General features: G+C 41.4%; 20 protein-coding genes. 11 read left to right on the forward strand and 9 right to left on the reverse strand.

The genetic code is table 11. The annotated features are described in order from the left end of the window. Positions 1–244: 244 nt before the first annotated feature. Together V7L31_RS06165 and psaK are read right to left on the reverse strand one after the other, a co-directional pair. On the reverse strand, positions 245–1441 hold the full coding sequence (locus V7L31_RS06165; RefSeq protein ID WP_334695431.1) for a site-2 protease family protein: 1197 nt from the start codon (positions 1439–1441) through the stop codon (positions 245–247). Between the two features lie 727 nt (positions 1442–2168). Further along, positions 2169–2423 carry a photosystem I reaction center subunit PsaK gene (psaK, locus tag V7L31_RS06170; protein ID WP_334695432.1) on the reverse strand — a complete coding sequence of 85 codons (255 nt, stop codon included), beginning with the start codon at positions 2421–2423 and terminating at the stop codon, positions 2169–2171. 121 nt (positions 2424–2544) lie between these two features. Between psaK and V7L31_RS06175 the strand changes: the two genes are divergently transcribed. Then, a complete protein-coding gene (locus V7L31_RS06175; protein WP_334695433.1) occupies positions 2545–3189 on the forward strand; it encodes a phosphoribosylanthranilate isomerase in 645 nt (214 codons plus the stop codon). Positions 3190–3389: 200 nt separating this feature from the next. Here V7L31_RS06175 and folE read toward each other — a convergent pair whose 3' ends face one another. The 5 genes from folE to V7L31_RS06200 form a co-directional block, all read right to left on the reverse strand. Continuing rightward, entirely contained in the window at positions 3390–4097 is a 708-nt protein-coding gene (gene folE, locus V7L31_RS06180; RefSeq protein ID WP_334695434.1) for a GTP cyclohydrolase I FolE, read from the reverse strand. 100 nt (positions 4098–4197) lie between these two features. After that, positions 4198–4923, reverse strand: coding sequence for an SDR family oxidoreductase (locus V7L31_RS06185; protein WP_334695435.1), 726 nt, complete (start codon positions 4921–4923; stop codon positions 4198–4200). 355 nt (positions 4924–5278) lie between these two features. After that, positions 5279–6259: an acetyl-CoA carboxylase carboxyltransferase subunit alpha gene (locus V7L31_RS06190; protein ID WP_179065201.1), complete on the reverse strand. Its 981-nt coding sequence runs from the start codon at positions 6257–6259 to the stop codon at positions 5279–5281. A 119-nt stretch (positions 6260–6378) separates the two neighbouring features. Continuing rightward, on the reverse strand, positions 6379–7398 hold the full coding sequence (locus tag V7L31_RS06195; RefSeq protein WP_179065202.1) for a long-chain acyl-[acyl-carrier-protein] reductase: 1020 nt from the start codon (positions 7396–7398) through the stop codon (positions 6379–6381). A 123-nt stretch (positions 7399–7521) separates the two neighbouring features. Further along, on the reverse strand, positions 7522–8220 hold the full coding sequence (locus V7L31_RS06200) for an aldehyde oxygenase (deformylating) (RefSeq protein ID WP_179065203.1): 699 nt from the start codon (positions 8218–8220) through the stop codon (positions 7522–7524). 181 nt (positions 8221–8401) lie between these two features. On the opposite strand from V7L31_RS06200, the gene V7L31_RS06205 reads away from it, so the two are divergent. The 5 genes from V7L31_RS06205 to V7L31_RS06225 all read left to right on the forward strand — a co-directional run bounded on the left by V7L31_RS06205 (position 8402) and on the right by V7L31_RS06225 (position 15771). Further along, a complete protein-coding gene (locus V7L31_RS06205) occupies positions 8402–9229 on the forward strand; it encodes a carbohydrate ABC transporter permease (RefSeq protein ID WP_334695436.1) in 828 nt (275 codons plus the stop codon). A gap of 352 nt (positions 9230–9581) precedes the next feature. Then, a complete protein-coding gene (locus V7L31_RS06210) occupies positions 9582–9782 on the forward strand; it encodes a hypothetical protein (protein ID WP_334695437.1) in 201 nt (66 codons plus the stop codon). Between the two features lie 356 nt (positions 9783–10138). Next, positions 10139–13300, forward strand: coding sequence for a plasmid replication protein, CyRepA1 family (locus V7L31_RS06215; RefSeq protein ID WP_334695438.1), 3162 nt, complete (start codon positions 10139–10141; stop codon positions 13298–13300). A 130-nt stretch (positions 13301–13430) separates the two neighbouring features. Next, complete coding sequence (locus V7L31_RS06220) at positions 13431–13727, forward strand: helix-turn-helix domain-containing protein (protein WP_334695439.1); 297 nt, start codon at positions 13431–13433, stop codon at positions 13725–13727. 226 nt (positions 13728–13953) lie between these two features. Further along, the gene (locus V7L31_RS06225; RefSeq protein WP_334695440.1) at positions 13954–15771 is read left to right on the forward strand and encodes a tetratricopeptide repeat protein; all 1818 of its coding nucleotides are present in this window, start codon (positions 13954–13956) and stop codon (positions 15769–15771) included. A gap of 114 nt (positions 15772–15885) precedes the next feature. Here the strand turns inward: V7L31_RS06225 and V7L31_RS06230 are convergent, their stop codons facing one another. Then, positions 15886–17076: an FAD-dependent oxidoreductase gene (locus V7L31_RS06230; protein WP_334695464.1), complete on the reverse strand. Its 1191-nt coding sequence runs from the start codon at positions 17074–17076 to the stop codon at positions 15886–15888. 258 nt (positions 17077–17334) lie between these two features. Between V7L31_RS06230 and V7L31_RS06235 the strand changes: the two genes are divergently transcribed. The 4 genes from V7L31_RS06235 to V7L31_RS06250 all read left to right on the forward strand — a co-directional run bounded on the left by V7L31_RS06235 (position 17335) and on the right by V7L31_RS06250 (position 20744). Then, positions 17335–18045 (forward strand): pentapeptide repeat-containing protein, encoded by a 711-nt coding sequence (locus V7L31_RS06235; RefSeq protein WP_334695441.1) that lies wholly within the window; start codon positions 17335–17337, stop codon positions 18043–18045. Between the two features lie 273 nt (positions 18046–18318). Beyond that, positions 18319–19794 carry a pentapeptide repeat-containing protein gene (locus V7L31_RS06240; protein ID WP_334695442.1) on the forward strand — a complete coding sequence of 492 codons (1476 nt, stop codon included), beginning with the start codon at positions 18319–18321 and terminating at the stop codon, positions 19792–19794. 279 nt (positions 19795–20073) lie between these two features. Beyond that, the gene (locus V7L31_RS06245) at positions 20074–20313 is read left to right on the forward strand and encodes a hypothetical protein (RefSeq protein WP_100900700.1); all 240 of its coding nucleotides are present in this window, start codon (positions 20074–20076) and stop codon (positions 20311–20313) included. Beyond that, positions 20301–20744 carry a type II toxin-antitoxin system VapC family toxin gene (locus V7L31_RS06250; RefSeq protein WP_334695443.1) on the forward strand — a complete coding sequence of 148 codons (444 nt, stop codon included), beginning with the start codon at positions 20301–20303 and terminating at the stop codon, positions 20742–20744. Before V7L31_RS06245 ends, V7L31_RS06250 begins: the two co-directional genes overlap by 13 nt. Positions 20745–20778: 34 nt before the next feature. Here the strand turns inward: V7L31_RS06250 and V7L31_RS06255 are convergent, their stop codons facing one another. Beyond that, positions 20779–22908: a hypothetical protein gene (locus tag V7L31_RS06255; RefSeq protein WP_334695444.1), complete on the reverse strand. Its 2130-nt coding sequence runs from the start codon at positions 22906–22908 to the stop codon at positions 20779–20781. Positions 22909–23501: 593 nt separating this feature from the next. Between V7L31_RS06255 and V7L31_RS06260 the strand changes: the two genes are divergently transcribed. Then, the gene (locus V7L31_RS06260) at positions 23502–24728 is read left to right on the forward strand and encodes a pentapeptide repeat-containing protein (RefSeq protein ID WP_334695445.1); all 1227 of its coding nucleotides are present in this window, start codon (positions 23502–23504) and stop codon (positions 24726–24728) included. Positions 24729–24782: the final 54 nt, after the last annotated feature.

Here is a 24782-nt window from a genome sequence, read left to right on the forward strand (position 1 = left end):
AGGTGTAGTATATCACGTTCCTCCATTTTACTCGCTTTAAACTTGAAGTTTTAATAATTTCCCATCATCTGAGGCTGAGGCGATGTCTACGATGGGCTGTTTGGTAATGCCATACTTTGAAAAATAAAAAAGGTAGGAGAACCTACCTTTTACCCAAAAAAAGCATTTTGTAACCAAATACCAAATTCAATATCACACACGCTCTTGACGTATCTATTGCAAACCTATGACGAGTGTATGACGTTTAATTTGTAGCTGATTTCGCGATTACTCCCAGTTGCAACCCAGATGGATAGCTACCTTCTTCCTTGATGCGCTTAATTTCAGCATCGGTTATCTGCAAATTTAACTTTTGTGCTAGCGATCGCACAATATCCCCCCGATCAATGACACCAGCGACAGCCCCAGCGGGAGAAAGGACGGTAATTCTCGGTAACTGCTCATTTTCTAGCTTGTTAATGACCTCCGCGATTGTTGTTGATTCTGCAACGGTAGGTATTTCTGTCAGCGGACGCACTATGCTGTGCAAGGTTTCGGTTTCCCATTCACCTCTTTGGGTTAAACGGAAATCGTCAATGGAAACTAGACCTCGGTAACGTCCATCAGAAGCAGCAAAATAAACCTGTGAGGGAGCAGTTTCTAAGAGGTATAAATCAGCAAAGGAACGCAATGTCTGGTCAGCATCAATGACGCGAAAATCACGAGTCATCGCATCGGCCGCCACCACTTTGAGCAAGCTTTCTTGCAATGTAGTCATGTTGTCATAGGTGTTAGCGTTGCGGACAGCAAACCAACCTAACAGCGCAATCCACAAACCAACTACTAACTCTCTGGTGACGAAATCGACAACAAATCCTAAAGCGATCGCACTATAACCCAATATTTGCCCAGCCCTTGCAGCCCAGTGTACGGCTTGAAAACGATTACCTGTGATTTGCCATAGTGCTGCTTTTAACACTTGTCCTCCATCTAGAGGTAAGCCAGGAATCAGGTTAAATAGAGCCACAACTAAGTTAATTCTCGCCAAATCTCCAACCATGACACTGAGGGGATTCGTATCAGGTATTATAAAAGCTGCCAGACGGAGCAGGACAAATAGGATAATACTCACCAAAGGGCCAGCGATCGCTACTTGAAAGGCTTTCAAAGGAGTTTTAGATTCTTCTTCAATGGCAGCAATTCCGCCAAACATAAATAGGGTAATTGAATTAACTCTAATGCCTTGCGATCGGGCTACCAAGCTATGACCCAACTCATGTAACAACACCGAACCAAATAGCAGCAGTGCCATAACTATTCCAGCACTCCAAGCGATTATATTTCCCCATTCTTGATAAGCTACCCCAAAATTGAGAGTTGCCAATCCTAAAATCACAAACCATAAAGGGTCTAAAAACAGGGGAATTCCAAATAATGACCCAATTCTCCAATTTGCTTGCATTATATTGCCCTATAACTAGATACTGTTAGTACTTTTTATACCGAGATACTATGCGTATTCGTACATACATTTATATTGAGCATCAATTCGGTAGTGCCGAGTGACATAATGCTCTTATTTCTAGAATAGACAATTAATGCATATCAAACAATTTTAGATTTTAGATTTTGGATTTTAGATTGACCTCAGCAATTAAGTCGGAGGCCGATCAATTAATTTTAGGTTTTGGATTTTAGATTGATTCTCGCGTTCAAATTCGCTTGCTCTCAGACCTTTTTTAATTTGGAATTTTGAATATTAAATTACATTATCCAAAGTTTAAAATCTAAAATTCAGCGAGCAAAACGCTGAAGTGAAGCATTGAGAATTGGGTATGGGATATATCCCTCTTTTGTCACTCTCCGAAAACATTTGCCATTTCTGGATTCTAGAGCTTTTGTATAGCAAGCGATCGCGCGATTCTTTATCTAATAACAAATACAAGACCAATTTTTTTCTAATAGTATAGCTTGTATTGATTGCCTCATCAGGCTTCTAGCGATCGCCCTCCCGGAGAGTGACAGAAGAGGGATATAGGGTTTCTCATTCAGATGGGGTACAACGTTATATCGCAAGTAGGGGCACGGCATACCGTACCCCTACGAGTGTCCTTCACTTTACCTAAAATCGTCTTTAGGAGTATTGTATTGATTGAGGTGTTACAAGTAACACCTCTGTCATCACAAAACTATAGACGACCGATATTAGTCAATCCTAAAACGATGCCAACGCCAATAATATGGCCAAAAGCCGCAGCAGCAACGAATGTAGGAATACTAATTGGCAGGATAGGGAACTTGGGGCCAACTAGGGGTTTTTCGATCTTAGTACTTAGCAAAACAACTACTAAGCTACTGAGGCTGATGATGATTCCTACTGTGGGATTCCACGTAGGTGTTGCAGGAACAGATGCCGCTACTGCTAGTAAAATAGAGGAAATCAAGCTTTTGTCTCCTGAATAGAAAAGTTAACGTAGACCTACAAGATTATAAAATTACAAGGCCCAAAAGTTTTTTAGATAGTTTAGACTTTTTTGATAATTAGTTTAAATTTGTTAAATTTTCATGCGCGTTAAGATTTGCGGCATTACTCAACCACAACAGTCTGTAGCGATCGCCTCTCTGGGCGCAACGGCACTAGGATTTATTTGTGTGCCCACTTCACCTCGTTACGTAACGACATCCCAAATTCGGGCAGCAGTGTCAGAACTACCAGCAAATATTGACACAATTGGGGTTTTTGCCAACGCTAGTATCTCTGAAATTATTCAGATAGTTGCTGATTCTGGGTTGACTGGTGTGCAATTACACGGAGATGAATCAGCAAGCTTTTGCGACCAAGTACGTCAAGCTTTGCCTAATGTTGAAATTATTAAAGCCCTGAGAATTCGTAGTCTTGAGCATCTAGAGACAGCAGCTAATTATACAAAATACGTAGATACTTTGTTACTTGATGCTTACCATCCGCAACAACTGGGTGGTACAGGCAAAACTTTAGATTGGACAATGCTAGAGCAATTTAGCCCCAATTGTCCTTGGCTTTTAGCAGGAGGACTAACAGCCGATAATATTGTGCAAGCCCTAAATCAGCTTAATCCTAGCGGCGTTGATTTATCTAGTGGTGTGGAACGGACACCAGGAGATAAGGATTTAGATAAAGTCGCACTTTTATTTCAGAGTCTAAAGAACATTGAGTTACTTAGAAGTTAGGAGTGATAATTTGTGAATTACAGCAGTTTTTATGGGAAAAGGGCGGTTAGAAACCGCGTCTCTACAAACAGAAGCTACCGATCCTGGGTTTCAAACCCTTAATTTGAATTTAGTCCGCGGAGGCGGACAACGCCAGTGTAGCCGCGAATTCTATTCGCCAGGTTAATGTAACTCCTAACTCCTAACTCCTAACTCAGCACTCAAAAAAATGCCGGTTGGTGACGAATTAAGTTAAAAAATTCTTCGCGCGTTTTGTGATCTTCTTGGAATACACCAACCATTGCGCTAGTGACAGTCCAAGAACCTGGTTTTTGGACGCCCCGCATCACCATGCACATGTGGCTAGCTTCCATCACAACGGCTACGCCTTGAGGTTCTAGAATGGTCTGGATTGCTTCGGCAATTTGGCGGGTTAACCTCTCCTGCACTTGCAAGCGGCGAGAATACATCTCAACAATCCGGGCTAGCTTACTCAGTCCGACAACTTTTTGGTTTGGGATATAAGCAACGTGCGCTCTACCCATAAATGGCAGCATGTGGTGTTCGCACAAACTAAAGAAATTAATATCTCTAACTAGTACCATCTCGCTATGTCCTTCATCAAAGATGGCATCGTTAACGAGTTCTTCAAGGGATTGGTTGTAGCCACTAGTAAGAAACCGCATTGCCTCGGCTACTCGTTTGGGTGTTTTTAGGAGTCCTTCGCGTTCAGGATCTTCGCCAACGCCCAATATAATTGCTCGCACGGCATCCTTCATTTCCTCAAGTTGTTCCTCTTTTGGTGGGAAGACATCCGCTTGTCGCCCGTTATGAGTATTGCGATCGGGTCTAGGAGTTATGGCTTCTGCCAAGTCGGGAATCAGAGGCGATTGAGAGCAATTGGAACCGTTGGAACTAGCAATAGTCATGATTCAGTCTTGGTTATGGTTTAAATTTAGTTATGAGTTATGAGTTATGAGTTATGAGTTAAAAATTTTAATTCCTAACTCCTAACTTCTAACTTCGCAATTAGAGTGCGCCAGCGCTGGGCATCAAGGTCAATTCATCAATAACTGCTTGTTGTGGTAAAAGAACAGTGTAAAGAATTGATTGGGCCACAATCTCTGGGGTTAACATTTTGGAACGGTCTAAGTTGACGTGGACTGTTTCTGTATCCCAAAGTTCAGTATTGACTGCGCCGGGACAGATAGCTGTGACACGAATGCCGTGGATGCGTTCTTCTTGTGCCAGGGTTTGAGAGAGGGCTATCAAACCAGCCTTGCTGACGCTATATGCTCCCCAACCAGGAAAGGGTTGCTTGGCGGCAATTGAGGCGACGTTAATAATTGTGCCTGTGCCGCGATCGCGCATTGAAGGTAAAATCCCCACAATGCACTGAAACACGCTGGTAAGATTCAAGTTAATTACCTGCTGCCAGTCTTCTAGGGGAGTTTCGCTCAAAGTGCCTGTATAGGCGATGCCAGCATTGTTTACCAGAATATCTAGATCGCCAAAGTCAAGGGCGATCGCTTGGATCTTGTCTTTGACTTCGGAGATCCGCGCTAAATCTACGGCGTAAGCTTTCGCTTCCACCCCAGTATGCTCTACGGCTTCTCTTACCGCCTCTAACTTATCCAAAGAACGGCTGACTAAGGCAATATCTATTCCCGCTTTTGCAAAGGCTAAAGCCGTTGCTTTCCCGATTCCACTACTTGCCCCAGTAATCAGGGCGCGTCGTTTTTGCTCAACACTCATGGTGTCTCCCAATTTTTTGGCAGTTCCCAAAACCTATTACCATCCAATTATTCACACTTCTCGGTTTGGATAGATTAAAGGAATCTAAAAATATGATGATTTCCATTAGGCAGATGCTATGATGCAGCACAATAGTACCCATATTGTGGGTTTTACTAGTGCATACAACAAACCATTGCCTGGAAAACCACGCCGTACATTTAAATTAGATTATTTACACAATACAAAACCCACTCAATCAAATTGAGTAGATTTGCCAAACATGCAAATGCCTATGGCTAGATTGTTAAAAATCTTTAAGCACATAGGCGATTATAGCATTGCTGCTTTACTAATCAATCATTATGCAGTGTTGTTAGTGGGCAACCTCTGTAAAAACCCCGATTTTGCGGAATTTTTCGTAGCGCAGTTGGCGACGTTCTGGGGCGGTTAAACGATTGAGTTCGTCCAAATTTTCCATCAGCACTTGCTTGAGAGTGGTAGCAGCTTTTAAGGGGTCAGAATGAGCGCCACCAGTGGGTTCAGGTAGTATTTGGTCGATAATTCCCAACTTTTTCAAGTCGTGGGAAATAATTTTTAGAGCGACGGCGGCTTGAGGAGCCTTACCAGCATCTTTCCACAAAATAGCGGCGCAGGCTTCGGGGGTGGCGACGGTGTAAACGGAGTGTTCAAACATGAGTAGGCGATCGCCTACGCCAATACCGAGTGCCCCACCGGAACCACCTTCACCGATCACTGTACAGATAATTGGCACATCCAGGCAAAACATTTCCCGTAGGTTGTAAGCGATCGCTTCTCCTTGACCTTGGTGTTCTGCTTCTACCCCAGACCAAGCTCCCGGCGTGTCGATAAAAGTTAGTATGGGCATACTAAACTTATTGGCGTGTTCCATCAACCGCATGGCTTTGCGGTAGCCGCCAGGGTAAGGCATTCCAAAGTTACGGGCAATATTGTCTTTAGTATCGCGGCCCTTTTGATGACCCAACATCACCACAGGTTGTCCACTCAGACGGCCAACACCACCAACTAAAGCCGGATCGTCACCACCACAGCGATCGCCATGCAGTTCCATCCATTCATCACTAATAGCTTGAATGTAATCGAGAGTACTGGGGCGACGCGGATGACGAGCGACTTGCAATCGCTGAGATGGGGATAGAGTACTGAAAATCTCCTCACGCAGTTGCATAGCGCGTGCCTCTAGTTTGCGAATTTCACCAGAAACATCGACGCCATTTTCTTCTGCAAGTTGCCGAATCTGATCGATTCGGTTTGCGAGTTCTGCTAGGGGTTTTTCAAAATCTAACAGTAGCGGTTTACGCTCAGTAGTTGCCATCGTAGGGGTTATGAATTACGAGTTATGAGTATCTATCCTTTGTCCTTTATCAGTTGTCCTTAGTCATTTGTCCTTTGTTCTTTGCAAATAACAAATGACTAATGACCAATGACCAATGACTAAACCAGCAGTGGTCTAAATCCATGTTTTACTGACACCTTACCAATCTGCTCCATTTTGTCTACGGTAATCTGATTCCGTCCCCACGAAAAGTTCGTGTATAACTTCTCAAATTCCAGCAGCATTGATTCGGCAAAACAAGCAAACAACTGGCGCGCTGGAACATCCATATTGACGATTTTCATGATTTTCCAGTCAATATCCAGAGAATGCTCCACAATTCCACCATTTAACACGTGTACGCCAGGATGCTGAATTTTCGTCGCTAAGTTTTTAGGATAGCCACCATCAATCAACAAGCAGGGTTGCTTCAAAGTGGTAGGGTCAATTTCCACGCCTCTGGGCATACTAGCAACCCAAACGACAACATCAGCTTGGGGTAGGGCTTCTGTCAAACCCATGATTTTCCCGCGTCCTAGTTCGTCTTGTAAGGCTTTGAGACGTTCTTGATCGCGGGCGATCAACAAAAGTTCTTTGACATCTGTTTTTGCATCTAGCCAGCGTGTCACTGCACTGCCAATATCCCCAGTTGCACCACAGATTGCAACAGTCGCATTTGACATTTCAATTCCCAGTTGTTTCGAGGCTTCTTCCACCTGCTTACAAATAATGTAGGCAGTATGTGTGTTTCCGGTGGTGAAGCGTTCAAACTCTAGTTTAATGTTGCGGACTTGGCTAAACTGTTCTAACTTAAAGTTTTCAAAAATAATTGAGGAAAATCCGCCTAAAGCTGTGATGTTAATGCCATGCTTCTGTGCATGGGCCATAGCGTTGAGGATTTTGCGTGTTGCGGCTTTGATGCGGCGACTAGCTAGCATTTCCGGCAAAAAGCAAGATTCTACATACCGTCCTTCAATTTGTTGCCCAGTTACACTGGTGACAATAATGGTATCAACAATTTGCGGCGGGGCGCTGCACCAAAAGTCTAGACCTTGATCGGCATATTCTGGGTATCCCAATTCTTGAGCTACCGCTTGAGCGTGTTCTAAACTAGTCAGATGTCCAATTAGACCAAACATGTAGTGATTATTAGGCTTATGCTGTCTTGAGGCGTGGAGATTTTGGAGAGTTAGGAGTTGGGAGTTAGGAGTTAGGAGTACGACTCATAATTTCTCACTGATCATTCCTCACTCCTAACTTTTTTAAGCGGCTATAAGTCCGTAGGCTGACAAGCGCATGATATCGCGAGTCGTAAAGCCTATGTTACTCAATGCTTCACCGTATTGAATCATAAAGTCTTCTACTAAAGCATCTTTTTCCATTGCCATTGTGTGGGCATCACCTTCTACTTTGTTGAGCATTCTCCAGACTATGGGTAGGTTCTGGCGATTTGCGAGTTCAAGTTCAGCTTTGGATTCTGTGAAATGTTCTTTCAACCAAACTTCTCCAAAGTTGAGATGGCTGTATTCTTCTTTAACTACTCCCTCAGTGATTTTGCGGGCAAAAGCATCGGCGACGGGAATATAAATGTTATATGCTGCGATCGCAAAACATTCGATAATCAAAGACTGAATCAACAGACAAGTAACTACCTTCCCTTCTGCGGCTGCTGTTTGGAAATTCTGGTGTAGTCCAGAGAAAAATTCCTTGGCGAATTGCAAATCTGGGGTGACATCCAAATTGCGTCCACAAGCTTCAAATCCTTTCTTGTGGCGGCTTTCCATTTTCGAGAGGCGAATTAAATCATCATGAGATTCCGGCAGCAGTCCCGCTAATGTGATGTAATTCTCATGGGCTTCTTGTTCCCCTTCAATTACGATCGCATTAATCCGGCTATAAGCATCTTTGTATGTTTCGCTCTTGAAATCTAATTCTTTAGATTGGTCTGTAAGCTGCTGCATGGTTATTGTTTACTCCTGTAAACCTGAATTATTTGACACCAGGATTCAATTTACCCTATGAACTGAGGGTAACAATCTCTGTGGTTTAATTTAACTTAACAAGTAGACTATGTTTATAGATTAATGGTTGCTGAGGGCAATGCTCTAGTACTAGCGAAATAAATCCTTTGCAATTCAAGTAATGTCTAAACCAAACCCGAATCTGAAATCTGGCGATTTTTTGAGCCTAGTAATCTTACTGCTAGGGGCATTTATCGTTCTACTACCGCTATTTGTGGTTTTTCTCACCTCCTTTGCACCAACCGCCGCCAGCCCCGAAAATTTATCCAAAAATAACTGGTCTTTAGCAAATTACCGCATTGCGTGGCAACAGGGAAAATTTTTACTGGCGTTTGCTAATTCTACCTTGGTAGCGATCGCGGTGACGGCGTTTCAGATTGTCACTTCTGCTTTGGCTGGTTATGCCCTAGCCCGATTGAAGTTTCGGGGACGCCAAGCACTACTATTAGTCGTTTTAGCAACTTTAGTGATTCCCTTTCAGCTATTGGTGATTCCCATCTTTTTGGTTTTGAAGTGGGGACACTTGATAAATACCTACGGCGCACTCATTTTACCCACTGCGGTCAACGGATTTGGGATTTTCTTATTACGTCAGTATTTCCAGACAATTCCTGTGGAGTTAGAGGAAGCCGCAGCTATAGATGGGGCGAACCGACTGCAAATTTTGTGGCGGGTAATGTTACCTTTGGCCCGTCCGGCGTTAGTAACGTTGTTTTTGTTCACTTTCATCGGTGAGTGGAATGATTTGTTTAAGCCTTTAGTGTTTACAACACGACCAGAATTAAGGACTGTACAACTGGCGTTGGCTGAGTTTCAAGAGCAATTTACGAATAATTGGCCCTTAATGATGGCGGCAGTGACGATCGCCACAGTTCCAGTAATGGTACTATTTCTCATCGGTCAGCGTCAGTTTATTCAAGGTATTGCCGCAACAGGCATTAAAAATTAGTGGTGAAACTGGGCATAATAAAACAGGAGTCATAATTCAGAATTCAGAATACTCTACCCATAAAGGGATAGAGTTTTCAGGCGAGAATATTTTAATTTTTTTCGCCCACCTCTTACGTGGTTTTAACCAATATTCAGACGCGACGTTCGAGTACTCGCTACCGCGGACTCGCTTGCCGCCGGTGCTATCACCCACTCGTACAGAATTCATACCTGTTTTCTGACTCCTGAGTTCTGAATTCTCCTTATAAAGAAATCCGGTAGAAAAACATGAATTTTTGTGACATTTAGCGTAATCCACACTAGCTAAACTGGAGCAATAACTGTAGACCTCCTCACCCAAGAAAACAGTTATGAGTTCTCAACCAGTTATAGATCCTCAACTATTACAGCAGTTACAACAAGAGATTCAGCAGAAATTGAGTGAAAGCTTACAAAAGGCTGACTTACACTCAGTACTTGAAAAGTACGGCATATTCGAGGATAGAGTATTGAGAATTCATTGGCAGTGTGATTTCGACCAAAATCAACTCGAATGTGATGATGCTAGTTGATAAACAGTGACCCAAGACATTATTGGCAGTGACTCCAAGAGTTTGAGTACCAGAAATTGTGTTAATTGTGTATCCCTTGCTCATCATACCGATACCTGTAGCTAGCCTCTGGCGATCGCATTCCTTAACGCAGAAATTTACTGATAAATCAAAATTAAAATCGAACAAATATCACAATACAAAAATATTACTTTGGGGATCTAATAGGCAGAATAACCTATTAGAGTTTTAACCGATGTGTTTCCTGTAACGAAGTAAAAAAAGCATCATTAAACCCTCGCAATCTCTCTTATAGAAAAAAAGCAGATGCATGTTAGTGTTTTAATCTCATTGACTTTCCCCCCGAGCCTTTCCCTATGCATCTGCACTATTTACACCCCCAACACCTTGAAGAATTAGTCAAGAGGAGTGGTATAGACTTACACTTAGTGCAACTCAATTTTAAGTCACTCCAAGGCGTAACAGCTTATGAGTACCTATTGATTTCTGAGCTACTCCCCCGCACCAATACCGGAATGTTGAAAGCTGGATGGTTGCAGCGTTATGCTCATATCACTGAAGGTGGTTGGTGGTGTTCGGGACTAGACCCTCTGAATAATTGGCAAATGATGGAATGGGGATGTTTTAAGCCAAACCAACCCCGACAAAATCACAATGGCAAGTCCATCAAATACGAGCATCCTCCCAGCACACCAACGCGGGTGTTTTGTTTGCGGGTAACGTTGCAAGTGTGGCAGCAAGTGGCTGAACGTTACAATCTGGTGATGCCTGACAATATCTCCATTACTCCTGATGGTGAAGCTGGAGGCTTTTGGCAATGGGTGATGCAACAGAATATTCCCCTGGTTATCTGCGAGGGTGTAAAGAAAGCAGCTACCTTGTTGACGCAAGGATATGTAGCTATTGCCATTCCCGGAATTACCAGTGGTTATCGGGTTGTGAAAGATGAATTTGGCAAAGTCACCCGTCGTCAGCTAATTCCCGATTTAGCAGCCTTTGCAATTACAAAACGCAGCTTTTACATTTGCTTTGATTTTGAAACTCAGCCGAAGACAATTGCTGCTGTAAATAATGCTATTTCTCAACTTGGTTGTTTATTCCAGCAAAAAAATTGCCCTGTGAAAGTCGTCGAACTTCCAGGAATGGAAAAAGGGGTTGATGAATTTATTATTGCTAAAGGTGCAAGTAGTTTCGAGAAAGTTTATCGCCAAAGTGTTGATTTAGAAATTTATCTTGCTCAAACCAAACCGCACACCGAGTTAAGCATTCCGGCTGCACTCATCTTCAACCGTCCTTATATAGGTGAAATCCCTTTCCCCACTTCTGGATTAGTCGGAGTAAAATCAGCCAAAGGAACAGGAAAAACTACGGCATTGCAAAGCGTTGTTCAGCAGGCGAAAAGTAGAAAACAACCAGTTTTATTAATTACTCATAGAATTTTACTTGGACGATTTTTGTGTGAAAAAATTGGTATCCAATGGGGAACAAATAAAGAAAATTGGGATAAAAAAATTGATCGAACACTTGCCCCTGCTCCTCCTATCCTCCGCTCTCCTTTTCCTCAGCAATCTCTCGGCTTGTGTGTGGACTCGATTTGGAAACTTAACCCGGAAAACTGGCGCGGGGCAATAGTAATTTTAGATGAAGTAGAGCAATCTCTATGGCATCTATTAAACAGTAATACTTGTAAGCACAAACGTGTAAAAATATTAAAGTTATTCCAGCAACTAATTGCGACAGTTTTAACAACTGGAGGGTTAGTAATTGCCCAAGATGCTGATTTATCAGATGTTTCGCTGGAATATTTACAAGGATTGGCAGGAATTAAATTAACACCTTGGGTAGTTCTCAACCAATGGAAGCCTCAGCATGGCTGGGATGTGACTTTTTATGATTCGCCGAACCCAACACCGTTAATTCACCAATTAGAATTAGATTTACTTGCTGGACGTAAATGTTATGTTACTACCGATAGTCGCGCTGGGCGTTATAGTTGTGAAACAATTGAACGTTATTTAAAAGAGCGATTACAAAAATTACGGCGACAATTTCCTAAAACTTTGGTAGTTAGTAGTCACACTACAAATACACCTGGTCATGCAGCAGTTGATTTTATTGCTGCGATTAATCAAAAAATATCGGAATATGATGGCGTTTTTGTTACCCCTAGCCTTGGTACAGGAATTAGTATTGATGTGCAACATTTCGACAGAGTTTATGGCATTTTTCAAGGGGTAATTCCTGATTCGGAAGCAAGACAAGCTTTAGCAAGAGTTAGAGATGATGTGCCGCGTGTTGTTTGGTGCGCGAAACGAGGTATTGGTTTAATTGGTAGTGGGAGTACAAATTATCGCTTGTTATCTGATTGGTATCAGGAAAATCAAAAAGAAAACTTAGCTTTGCTGAGTCCATTACATAAAATAGATGTAGATTTACCTTTAGTTTATGACCCGATTCATTTGCGAACTTGGGCGAAGTTATCTGCAAGGGTAAATGCTTCTATTCGTCTCTATCGGCAATCAATGCAAGATGGTTTAGTTACTGATGGGCATCAAATTCAGATGCGGAGTAATGCAGTTCACAATAATATTATTCGAGATTTACGCCTGGCCTTTTTGGCAACTCATGCCGATGATTTAGCTACCCGCAGAAGATTAGTTTTAGAAATTGTCAAAGTTCAAAAAGATTGGGCACAAAGCCGTCAAAAAGCTAAAGAAATTAAACGTAAAATCAAAGAGATTAAGCAGCAAAATCAACTATCATTAGCAACTGCTGTAGCTAATGCTAAAGATATCGATTATGTAGAATATGAGCAATTGTTAGTGAAGCATTCTCTAACTGATGGAGAACGGAATCAAATCAACAAATATGTTATTAGACAAAGATATGGTGTAGAAGCTACTCCGTGGCTAAAGTTGCAGGATGACCAAGGATATTATCGTCAACTTTTAATTCACTATTATTTAACTCACGAGAGCGAATATTTTCACGTTAGAGATGAGCAAGAATGGCATCAGCAATTGTCTTGGGGTGAAGGGAAAGTTTTTCTCCCAGATTTAAAAACTTACACGCTCAAAGTGGAAGCGATGAGAGCATTAGGAATGCTTCAGTTTCTCGAACCAAAACGAGAGTTTTCTGAAAATGAGCCAGATTTGATATTGCTAAAAAATGTTGCTTTTCAGCATAGTAAGCATATTAAAAGAGCGCTTGGTCTTAATTTAGTTGGGGAGAAAGAGCAGGCTTCGGCAATAAAAATACTCAGTCGGCTATTAAATTTGTTGGGTTTGAAGTTGAAGCGAGTCAATGAGGTTTATCAAATTGATTTAAAAACGTTATGTGATGGCAGAGAGAAAATATTTGCTGTTTGGCATAAACGAGATGAGTTGATGTTGGCTCATGTTAAGAGTGTTGGTTATGAGTTGCCTGATTATTCTTCAGATTGGAAGTTTGAAATTATGCAAACTCAGTCTGGAAAGGTAGACGACAGATTATCTGCGTCGGCTGTGCCGTTATTTTAAGATATAGCGCAATACAGTTCAGATAAGACCAAAACACTTGTAGAGACGGCGATTTATCGCGTCTAAAAAACCCACATTTTTGTACAATTAGCCCTTAACTGAACCGTTATTGAACCAGAGTCAGAAACAGATGAAGAAAACTAATGATGCACTTAAAATCATTAAAAGAATGATGAAGTCAGCTCTAGAATTACAAGAGATGCTTAGAGAATCATCAATAAATGCTCAAGTATCTCAAATTATCTACGATGCACGTAAACAAGAGGTACTAACCCAGCAACAACTAGCCGATTTAGTCGGTACTACCCAGTCAGTCATTGCTCGATTAGAAGATGCTGACTATGAGGGACATTCTTTGTCTATATTGGCTCGAATTGCAGCAGCTTTAAATCAAAAAATAGAAATTAAAATGTCACCTAAAGAGTAAGACTTCAGGAGTCAGAATAGGGTGAGGATTAGGAAACGTCTGAAACAAAAATCAATATGCACTTTCCTACAACAACAGCAAACTTTCAAATAAATGAAACCCGTTCGCGGGATTGAAACGAAAAATCCTCGAAACAGTCACAATAGTAGTTAAAATGATTTCCAAAACATATCGCTAACAATGCCGATGCTTTAGGCTAGAGAATGTCAAAAGCCAAAAAAGTTATATGAATGCTGAAGATTTTTTTAACCAAGGATTAAAGTACAACTTGCAAGGAGACTATCAAGGTGCGATCGCAGCTTACACCCAAGCAATCAAGCTAAATCCTGACTATGCCGAAGCTTACCATAATCGCGGGCTGATTTTAAGTGGTCAACTCAAAGATTATCGCAGTGCGATCGCTAACTTCAATCGCGCTATCGAAATCAATCCCAATTTTGCCATAGCCTATTACAACCGCGCTAATGCTCGTTATTTTTTAGCCGATTATCAAGGTGCGCTCGCAGATCATAACGAAGCATTACGAATCGATCCTAATCTGGCGCAATCTTACCACAGTCGCGGAAATGCCTACTTTGCTTTGGAAAACTACGATAAGGCGATCGCAGATTATATCCAAACAATCGAAATGAGTACCCAATTAGCTGATAACATCAATATTGATATTGCCAACGCTTATCATAATCGGGGCGTAACTCGTTTTGAACGTGGCGATAGTCAAGGAGCAATTACAGATTTTCAGCAAGCTTTACAATGGCATCCTCATTTTGCCGCAGCTTACAGCAATCGCGGTAATATTCACCAGATTTTAGGCAATTATCAAGAAGCGATCGCTGACCATAACCAAGCATTACAATTAGATCCTAACTTGGCAGAAGCTTATCATAACCGAGGTAATGCCCACTACGCTTTAGCAGATTATCAAAGTGCGATCGGAGATTACAACCACGCCCTAAAAATCAACCCCAGCTTTGCCGGAGCGTACTATAATCGGGGTCTTGTCCTAGCTCACCTCAAAAACTATCATGAAGCAATTGCAGACTTTAACCAAGCATTAAAGCTGAATCCTGATGACGTGCAAGCCTATTGTGAGCGTGGTCTGGTGCGTAGTACTCTTGAAGATTATGAAGGTGCGATCGCAGATTATGACCGAGCTTTACAAGAAAATCCCACACTAGCTTTAGTATACGGCTTTCGGGCTAATGCTCTTCGCCGCTTGGGAGATTATCAAAGTGCAATTGAAGATAGCAATCGTCTATTACAACTCAATCCTAATTTAGCAGAAGGATATTGCGATCGCGCGGCGGCTCGTCGTTCTTTAGGAGATCATAAAGGCGCAATTAAAGATTATAATCGAGCATTAGAAATTAATGATAAATTAGCCGCAGCTTATTATGGTCGGAGTATTGCCCGTGAAGCTTTGCAAGATTTACAAGGAGCAATTGATGATAATACTCAAGCCATAGAACTTGTTCCTGATTTTTCTCAAGCTTATTGCAATCGGGGAAATGCTCGTCGTCTTTTAGGAGATGAACAAGGAGCGATCGCCGATTATAATCAAGCATTAAAAATTAATCCTAATTTAATTGAAGCATATTACAACCGAGGTTCTACCCACTATGCTTTAGAAGCTTATGAAAATGCGATCGCAGATTACACCCAAGCATTGCAAATAAATCCCCAATCTGCTGCATTTTACAGCGATCGCGCCAATGCTCGCTATGCCCTAGAAGATTATCAAGGGGCAATAGAAGATTACAGTCGAGCGATCGCGATCGACCCCAGCTTTGCCGAAGACTGGTACAATCGGGGTCGTAGCCGTTCTCTGTTGGGAGATTTACAAGGAGCACTTGCAGACTTAAACCAAGCCTTACAGCGTCAGCCTAATTGGGCTTCTGCTTACATCCTTCGGGCAGATGTCTACAGAAATCTGGGAGACTCTCAAAGAGCAATTACCGATTTCCAGAAATCCGCAGACTTGTATTATCAAGAAGGGAATATCCAGTATTATCAGCAAATTATTGAACTAATTGAACAGCTTTGAAGAACTCCAATACGGTTCGGATAAGGTTTCTTTAATGACACGCCGCTAATAGCAAAGACGCGATTTATCGCGTCTCTTGCCTTAACATCGCAACTAAATTATCCAGACATAATATTATTCAAAGCGAAAGCGTTCCATAAAACGGCGGTCAATCCAATCTTTGTAATGCCACAATAGTTTGTGGGGTGGTAAGGTGATGATACCTCGTGTGGCTATGGCTCGTTTGTCTCCTGTACCAATTAAACTCAAATAGTGTTTCTGTGGTGTGTAAGGTTTGAGCGACTTACCTAACAAAATTCGCTGCAAATTCTTAAATAAAGGTTTACCTTGTCTAACAGCAAATACCCCAGCTTTCGGGCGCGGATGATTTACCATTGTGGCAATGTCACCAGATGCAAATACCTGCGGGTGCGTTTGAGATTGCAACGTATCTTCTACTAGAATAAAACCTTGTTCATCAGTTCCTAGTCCAGTAGTTTTTAACCATTCGGGTGCTGATGCTTGTGTTACCCAAAAGATTTTATTGCACTCTACTTTCAACCCAGATTCACATTTAATTTCAAATATTTCTTTAGTTTCCTTGGGTGTTATGGGTGCAATTTTACACACAGTTTCCCCAAGATGGAGTTTAATACCTTGCTCAGTTAAAATTTGCTGAAGTTGATGCCGCACTGATTGATGGTAATTGGGCATCAGTTCTTGTCCACGCTGGAATAAATGAATTTCCAGGTTTTGCATAGGTTGTTGAGCTTGATGTAAAATCTGGTGTAAACGCGATCGCATCGATAGGGCTAATTCTACACCACCTGCGCCTCCACCTGCGATCGCAATGCTAATTGGTTCTTGAGGATTTTTACCTACAGCTTCAATTAATTCATCCCAATGCTCTAATAGCTGCGATACTGGTTTAACTGCGATCGCATATTCTGCCGCACCTGATACAGATATTGTGGCGGGAGTGCTGCCAATATCAATAGACAGCACATCGAAATCTACCGCAAGTCCGCTAGCACAAAGAACTTGGTTATTTTTCAAGTCTAGGGCAACTACCGTGTCAATACATAACTGTGCTTGAGCAAAGTTCGCCAAGGGTCGCAAGTCAATATGGCATTCATCGTGGCTATAAAATCCGGCAATGTGTCCTGGTAACATTCCAGAGTAAGCTGTCTTTGATGCTGCACTAATCAACGTTAAATGTACTCCTGGTAACGGTTTTGTTCCAAACATTTTCATAACAATAGCATGGCTATGACCGCCACCAATTAACACCAGTTTTTTAACTATTTGCTGTGTATTTTGCTGCATTTTAATACTCATTTTTAGTTAAGAAACTTCCAAAAAAATATGCAATTAACTCTTGTGGGGTGGGTATCTTGGCCGCCATACAGACTGGGCGGGCAAGATGCCCATCCCACAATATTGGATAATTTATTTCTTGGAGTTCCCTATATTCGCTCAATAGTTAGATTTTTCATCTTGTTTATGGAATTAGCATATTCAAATTTTAAAAATGGCTGTTAGTTTTTGCGGAGATTTTCAGTAATTATTAATGTTTCTCATATCATGAAAAATATTTTATCAAAAAATCACATTCAAATATCAAAAGTATTTCTGTGGATACCTATTTTTCAGGAGCAAGTAAAAAAAAATCAGCATCAGTCGCCAAAACAATGTTTAAGAATAGCAAGCGAACAGCTAGGAAATAACACAATAGAAAACAGTCTGGCTGTAATTAATGATTTAGAGCAAATTGCCCATAATCATCCACAGTACCACTGGATAATCATAGACATTCTGAGTAATTTTGTACGAAAAAATTCTCCTTATATTCCCGAAGAGAAAGTAACGAGCAATTTGTCAACAAAAGTTCGTATAGATATTCAAGCCGCATTGACTGTTATCGCCAGAAGAGATGTAAACAAAGACCCAGAAAATGAGCAACTTGATTTGAGCTTCACAGACATGAGAGGAGCAAATTTAAATGGGGCGAATCTACAACAGACAAATCTCTATCAAGCTAATCTTGCTGGGGCCAATCTCAGAGAAGCTAATCTAGCGGGAGCAATACTTAGTGCAGCGAACTTAGAAGGAGCTAACTTATATCTAGCCAACTTAGAAGGAGCAATCCTCAGTGCAGCCAATCTAGAGAGAGCTAACTTTTCTGGAGCTAACCTGCATCGTGCCAGTTTATATCTAGCTAGATTGGATGAGGCAATTTTCAAGAATGCCATACTTGATGCGGCAAACTTCAGAGAAACCAAATTCTCTAACTAAAATATTAATATCATATCCGCTTGATTAATTTTCCTAACTCCCTACTCTCTACTCCCCATTTCTTATTTTCAGTGTAATCCGTAATTATTGTACTGCAAGGGTTTCATTGATTTGAAATGGGTGGTTTATTTATGCCGTAATCTACAAGTATATTCGATATTATTCCGTAGTTCAACGAGTGTCTTAACACCTATTATAATTTTCTGCTAGATGCTATACTATTTTTCCCCAACATCTAAGTAATAATTCTAGGTTGTAAGGAAAATTTTTACCATGTCTTCTAAAAAGACAGACCCTCTGTTGAATTGGTTGATCGCTATAACACTTATATTTGGTTTTTCATTGACTGTAATTTTCTTTGTCTTGTCAAGTATTAAAGAATTGTCAATTCAAGAAAAAATTCAGTATAGAAACCAAGCTTTAACAACTACTGCAATAGTTTTTCTCGCATCGGCAGCAATGTTTAATACCTATTATGCAGCAAGGCGTGCCCAAGCGATGCAAAAGAGTGCGATCGCATCTGAGAAAAACTTAGAAATTGGCCTGCAAAATGCCAAACTCAATCAAGACAGATTGATTGCAGAGCGCTTTATGGGCGCGATTGCCCAGCTGGGGCATGAAAAGGTTGAAACCCGCACAGGTGCAATTTATGCTCTAGAAAGAGTTGCTCAGGATTTTCCTCAAGAACACTGGACAATTATGGAAATTCTCACTGCCTTTGTGCGAGAGAATGCACCTATTCAGCACGTAAAAGGTGAGCAACAAAACCCCGAATCTCAAGGAGCAGTTTATTCAAGTAGGCGTAGAGGTGGGTCGCGTCCGACACCGCAAGTAGAGCAAAATCTTCATGAAGAATTGCCAAAAATACGCACTGATATTCAAGCAGCTCTGAGTGTTATTGGCAGACGTAATTTACTCGAAGACCCAAAAGATCAGAAACTTGATTTACGTAATACCGACATTAGACAAGCAGACCTACTAAAAACTAACCTGCAACAAGCTGACCTGCGTGGGGCTGACTTGAGTGGGGCTGACTTACGTGGGGCTGACTTGAGTGGATGTGACCTGAGTGGCGCTAAACTCATTAGGTCGATTCTTTATGAAACCAAATTACTAAAAGCTAGTTTATATGGAGCTAACCTTTGTTGGGCTAACCTCAATCGTACCAACCTCTCTGGAGCAAATCTACGTTCAGCTAATCTCTCTGGAGCAAGTCTGCGTGCAGCGAATTTACAGGGAGCGAACCTTTATAAAGCTAACTTGCAACAAGCGACTTTAAAAGTCGCGAATCTCTCTGGAGCAAAGTTGTTTTTAGCTAACTTGCAAGGAGCAAAATTGGGTAAAGCCAACCTACAGCAAACGGGTTTGATTGGTGCTAACCTCTGTGGAGCGAACTTAAATGGAGCTAATCTTTGTGGGGCTAATTTGAATGCGGCCAAACTCCACCAAACAGAAGTCTATTTTGCCAACCTCTCAGAAGCCAGTTTAACGGAAGCTGACTTGTATCAGGCTAACCTGATTGGAGCAAACTTATATAGGGCAACCTTTTATCAAGCTAATCTAACCCAGGCAAACTTGATGGGAGCTAACTTTTTACAGACTAACCTAAGTGATGTCAAACTGGAAGGAACGATTTTGACAGGAGCGAAAAACTTAGAGTTGCAGCAGATTAGAGATGCACTTGGCGATCGCACCACTCGCTTACCTGATTATATCGAAGCACCGACACATTGGCGGCAGTCTGGTTAAGTTATCATTGCATCATTCGTTATTTGGGCGTATTCTACCGTTTTCCCTTAATGCTATAGTTTTTACCAAAAGTCTCCGTAACAATTCTGGAGATGAGGAAGATGGAATCTATGTCTGATAACAACACAGACATACTGAGAAATTTGTTTATTGGATTATTTATTCATTTATCGAAAAACAAGAAATAGATGAGAGTACTGCTGCCATCTATGGCTTGTAGGAGAATATAGAAGAGAACAATCTTGCCTACAGTATTTAACAAATGTTGAGGGAGAAACCATGCAATCAGCTTTACGTATCACAACCAAAGTTTTACCAGGAAACAAAATAGAAATTGAAATTCCAGAAGCCGAAATAGGCGATAGCGTTGATGTATTTGTGATTTTACCAGAAAAAGCTGAACCAAAACATCGTTCTGTACTCGACATTATAGAAGAAAGCCGTAGGAGACACCCTTCTCGAACTGCTGAAGATATAGACAGACAACTACAAGAAGAACGCTTATCATGGGACAGCTAATACTTCCAACAAGTGGCTCTATTTATATAGATACTTCGGTGCCTATTTATACTATTGAAGGCAACCCTGATTATTATTCTCTTTTGCAACCACTATGGTCTAAGTTTTATACAGGAGAAATTCAAATAATCAGCAGTGAACTAATATTAATGGAGGTTTTAATTGTTCCATTACGTAATGGCAATAATTCTTTAGTAGGAGACTATGAAGAACTAGTATTACCATCTCAAGTGCAGTTAATTTCTATTAGTCAATCAATACTGCGACAAGCTGCTAGCCTTCGGGCTACAAGTAATCTCAAAACACCCCATGCTATTCATGCTGCAACAGCTTTGTCTTTTAATTCTAACCAATTTATTACCAACGATAAAGGCTTTCGTAATGTTCCTGGTTTACCTGTTGTTATTCTCAGTGAATTTTTAGCATCTTGAACCTCTGAGCATCATCTCGCATTTTTACTCGAATTTATTGGGCATCAATGCCGCAGCCATAAGCCATTTTGACATAACGAGGTTTTGCCCTGCGACACCAAGTCCGATCGTTACCAGCAACAGGATTAGTTGCCAGAGATTGAGTATTGAGTGCTGTATCAGGCAATTTATTTTGAGGGTCTGTTTCTGGCAATAACAGGTAATTATCTTTCCCGCCTCCATCAACAAATAAGCCTAATGTCAGCATCAACTCTCGCAAACCAGTAACACCCTCTAACCGCGATTGTCCGTAAGCTGGTTCTAATAAAGATAGATAAGTGTCATCGCCGTGCTTATCCCAAAAAACTCCGATACCGTTAATATCTCCCGTACCGAAGGTCATTAAGCTGCCGTTATACCAATCGTTGCCGGCGCTATCTTCAAACCAGCCAATACTCCAGTCGCGACCATTGCCTAAACTTTGCATAATGATACCTGTATAGCGATCGCTTCCTCCATCATCTTGATAAACTCCCACGCCAAAATGCGGCGAACTTCCCAGGCTGTACCAGCCGCCATCGTGGTAGTCATCACCCGCCTTGTCTACCAAAAAGCCCAAGCTATACCAGTAAGCTGTACCTTGACCGTAAACCTCACATTCGTAGCGGTCATTTCCTGCGCCATCGACTAGCATCCCTACACCTCCAGCCCAACTGTGACCCTCTGTATAGTCTGCACGTCTTCCCAAACCTGCACCTTGGATAAAATGGACGTGCCTTTTAGCTCCAAATGGGCCGCCGTTTGGATACTTGTCTTCTAGTCCAATGTATTTATCGTCACCTACACTATCTAATAGCAGCCCCACTCCTTTAGTAAAGCCATAGCCTTGACCGTACCTGTACAGAGAATAGCGATCGCTGCCTTGATTATCAATCAGCAGTCCTGAACCAAAAGTACCACTGCCTTGGAGATTGCTAATGCCTTGATAAGTGTCTTGACCTTGGGCATCGTAGAGTATGCCAGTACCAAAAATACCTATGCCTTGACTGGCGTATTCTGCCTCATAACTATCATCACCTTGTAAATCTACCAGCAATCCATAGCCGAAGATACCAGCCCCAAAACTGGGAATTTTCCCCGGTGGGCTAGAGTAGCGGTCTTTGCCAGCTAAATCTAAGGTGACGCTGACACCATGAGCAATATTTTTAGTCGCAGCACCGCCAGAGTAAGTATCATTACCTTCAATATCTACGATTAATAGGTAATCGTCAGGGGAATAGACCTGATCGCCTTTACCACTGAGAATAATTCGACCTTGGGGTGTATCTATGCTGTAGTTGTAATTTCCTTGCAACAAATTAACTGGAATTTGGCTGATTTGACTTTGCATTTCACCAACAGCAGCAGCTATTAAAATTGCTCCTGTGTTGAGCATTTTAAAATCAATGTTGTCTAAAAGAGATTCAATTAACAGTACCTTTTCTGGGCTAGTATCTTCTTCTGTGGCTTCTTCTTCCACAGTTTTAACTGCGTAGTTAAATACTTCAGTGTAGGTGCGAGCGGCATCTAGTTGTAATTTAGCTAGCGATCGCAACAATCCCACCTGTCTATAATGCAGTGCATCTGGTACTGTGAATAAAAACTGTGCTACCGCAGAACGTAGCTTTGGTGGCAAAGCTTTGTATTCGCTATTCTTAAAACTATCAGCAGGCTGAGTGCTGAGTTTACCAAGCGCAACAGCTAAGGCATCATCACCCAGCTTTTGTACTTGCTGTTTGTATTTTGTCAGCAAATCTCTGTTTAATTGGGGACTCACGCCGCCATCGATTCTTTTGTAGGCGCTGGCGGCGAGTTGTGCCAAATCAGATTTAGCTGCAAGTAAATCTTGAGTAATGGTGCGGGTGTAAGGGCTAATTTTCCAGGGGTTATCAAAAAACACATCTAGCAACTTGACTCGATATTGATCACCGCCCCAGAGATCCATATCTTTCATATCGAAGCGGACATCCTCTAGAGTTAATTTAGCAGCAGCTAGGGCTTGGCGAAATAGTTCTCCTTGTTCGCTTAAGTATCCGATAGTTGTAGCGTTAACTGGGGATAGGTAAAATACAAGTAAACAAGTCGCAATTGCTAGAAAAGATTTTGGTAGCGATCGCCCAAATTGTTGCACAATTTTTGGTATCACGAAAATTGCCCTATATTGCGTAAATACCAAATTTTATACTCAAAAACTCCGCAATTGCCCAGAGACTCTGGAGGCACAAATCGCAGAAAAAAGATTCTGGCGATCGCTCTGACTGCTGACGCAGGCGCAATAAATCAGCAATACGCACTAAGAGCAGGGTTTCAATAACACATCGTTAAACCTGTAGGCAGCATAAGAATTACTCACAGCGATTTCTAACTTAGTCCAATCTACTTAGGGTTTGCGATCAACCTGAGTAATTAGATAAACCCGGTTAATGTTACAAAATTTAAACTATTTTTCACAAGTAATATCGTGTTTCTAATTGCCTGAAATACTCCAGTTCATAGAGAAAAATGTTGTGTTCCAACTGCGAATCATTTGTGAATAATGCGATCCCTGACTTGTCTAGAAAGTCGAGGATCTTGTCGATCGCGAATGATTCAGGATGACTATATGTAGATAATTTTTATGTCCTAGATTTAATAACTTGTCAATTTTATCCGTGTTTTTACTCTATCATAACTTTACGGATACTCTTAGAATCAACCTAAATTTATTTCCGTAAGGAGTCGGATATGAAGACTTATGACATGTCTTTCATAAAGACCAATGGACACACGACTTTGTTGGTATTTATCTCAGTTATATTTATTTTATCATTCACTCTAATTTTCTCGTTTTTTGAAAACATTCAAGAATTTTCAACTCAAGAAAAAATCGAATACATTACTCAAGCATTAACAACTATTGCCATAATTATCGGGGGATTGGCATTAATTATTAATGCTTACTATACCTCCAGACTCTCTCTAGATGAGAATCACAGTCTGTTAACCCAACTTCTGGCTGGAACACTAGCTTGGGATAAAAATATCGGAAATGGCATCAATCATACCCAAATAACTCCACAAGAAATTGTTCCCGAACGCTTTTCTAAAGCAATTGAACAATTGGGAAATGAAAAGATTGAGACGCGATTTGCGGCAATTTATGCTTTAGAACGAATTGCCAAAGATTCTCCAAAAGACCATTGGACAATCATGGAAATTCTTGCTGCTTTTATCCGCGAAAATGCCTCGGCAAATCAGGAATATGAGGACGAGTCAAGGCAATCATCAAAACTTCCTACAGATATTCAAACAGCCTTAACTGTTATTGGACGACGCGATTCATCCAAAGATCCAATCAATCAGAAACTCGATTTACGCAATACAGACTTGAGTAATGCAGATTTAACGGAAGCTAACCTTTCAAGAGCGATGCTTGTCGGAGCTAACTTGCAATGGGTCAATTTTACACGAGTCAATCTCTCAGAAGCAGACTTATCAGTAACCTATCTTTGTGGTTCAGTCCTCTATGAAGCCAACCTGCAAAAAGCCATCCTCCCAGAAGCCAATCTCCAAGGCGTAGTCCTCAGAAAAGCGAACCTTTCTCAAGCAATCCTTTATGATGCCAATTTGGAAGGTGCAGTTCTTTGTGATGCCAATTTGGCAGGTGCAGTTCTTTGTGACGCTAACTTGGAAGGTGCAATTCTTTGTGATGCTAACTTAGAAGAAGTCAACCTTGAGGGTAGCAATCTCCAAGATGCAAACTTGATTGGCAGTAACTTGCAAAGGGCAAAACTGGCTGGAGCTAATTTAGACAGTGCATTACTGAGTACAGCTAACCTCCAAGAAGCTAACTTCCAAGAAGCTAACCTCTGTGGAGCAAACTTGAGCGGTTCGGAGAATGTAGAATCACAGCAGATTGAAGAAGCAATTGGCGATCGCACAACCATCCTACCGGAAAATCTGAAAATACCCCAGCACTGGCGATAATGCGATGGGCAATTGATGAATTGCCCAAAATCATCTATGTGCTTTCACTAATGC

Source organism: Nostoc sp., from assembly GCF_036916655.1.
Lineage (GTDB): Bacteria > Cyanobacteriota > Cyanobacteriia > Cyanobacteriales > Nostocaceae > Nostoc.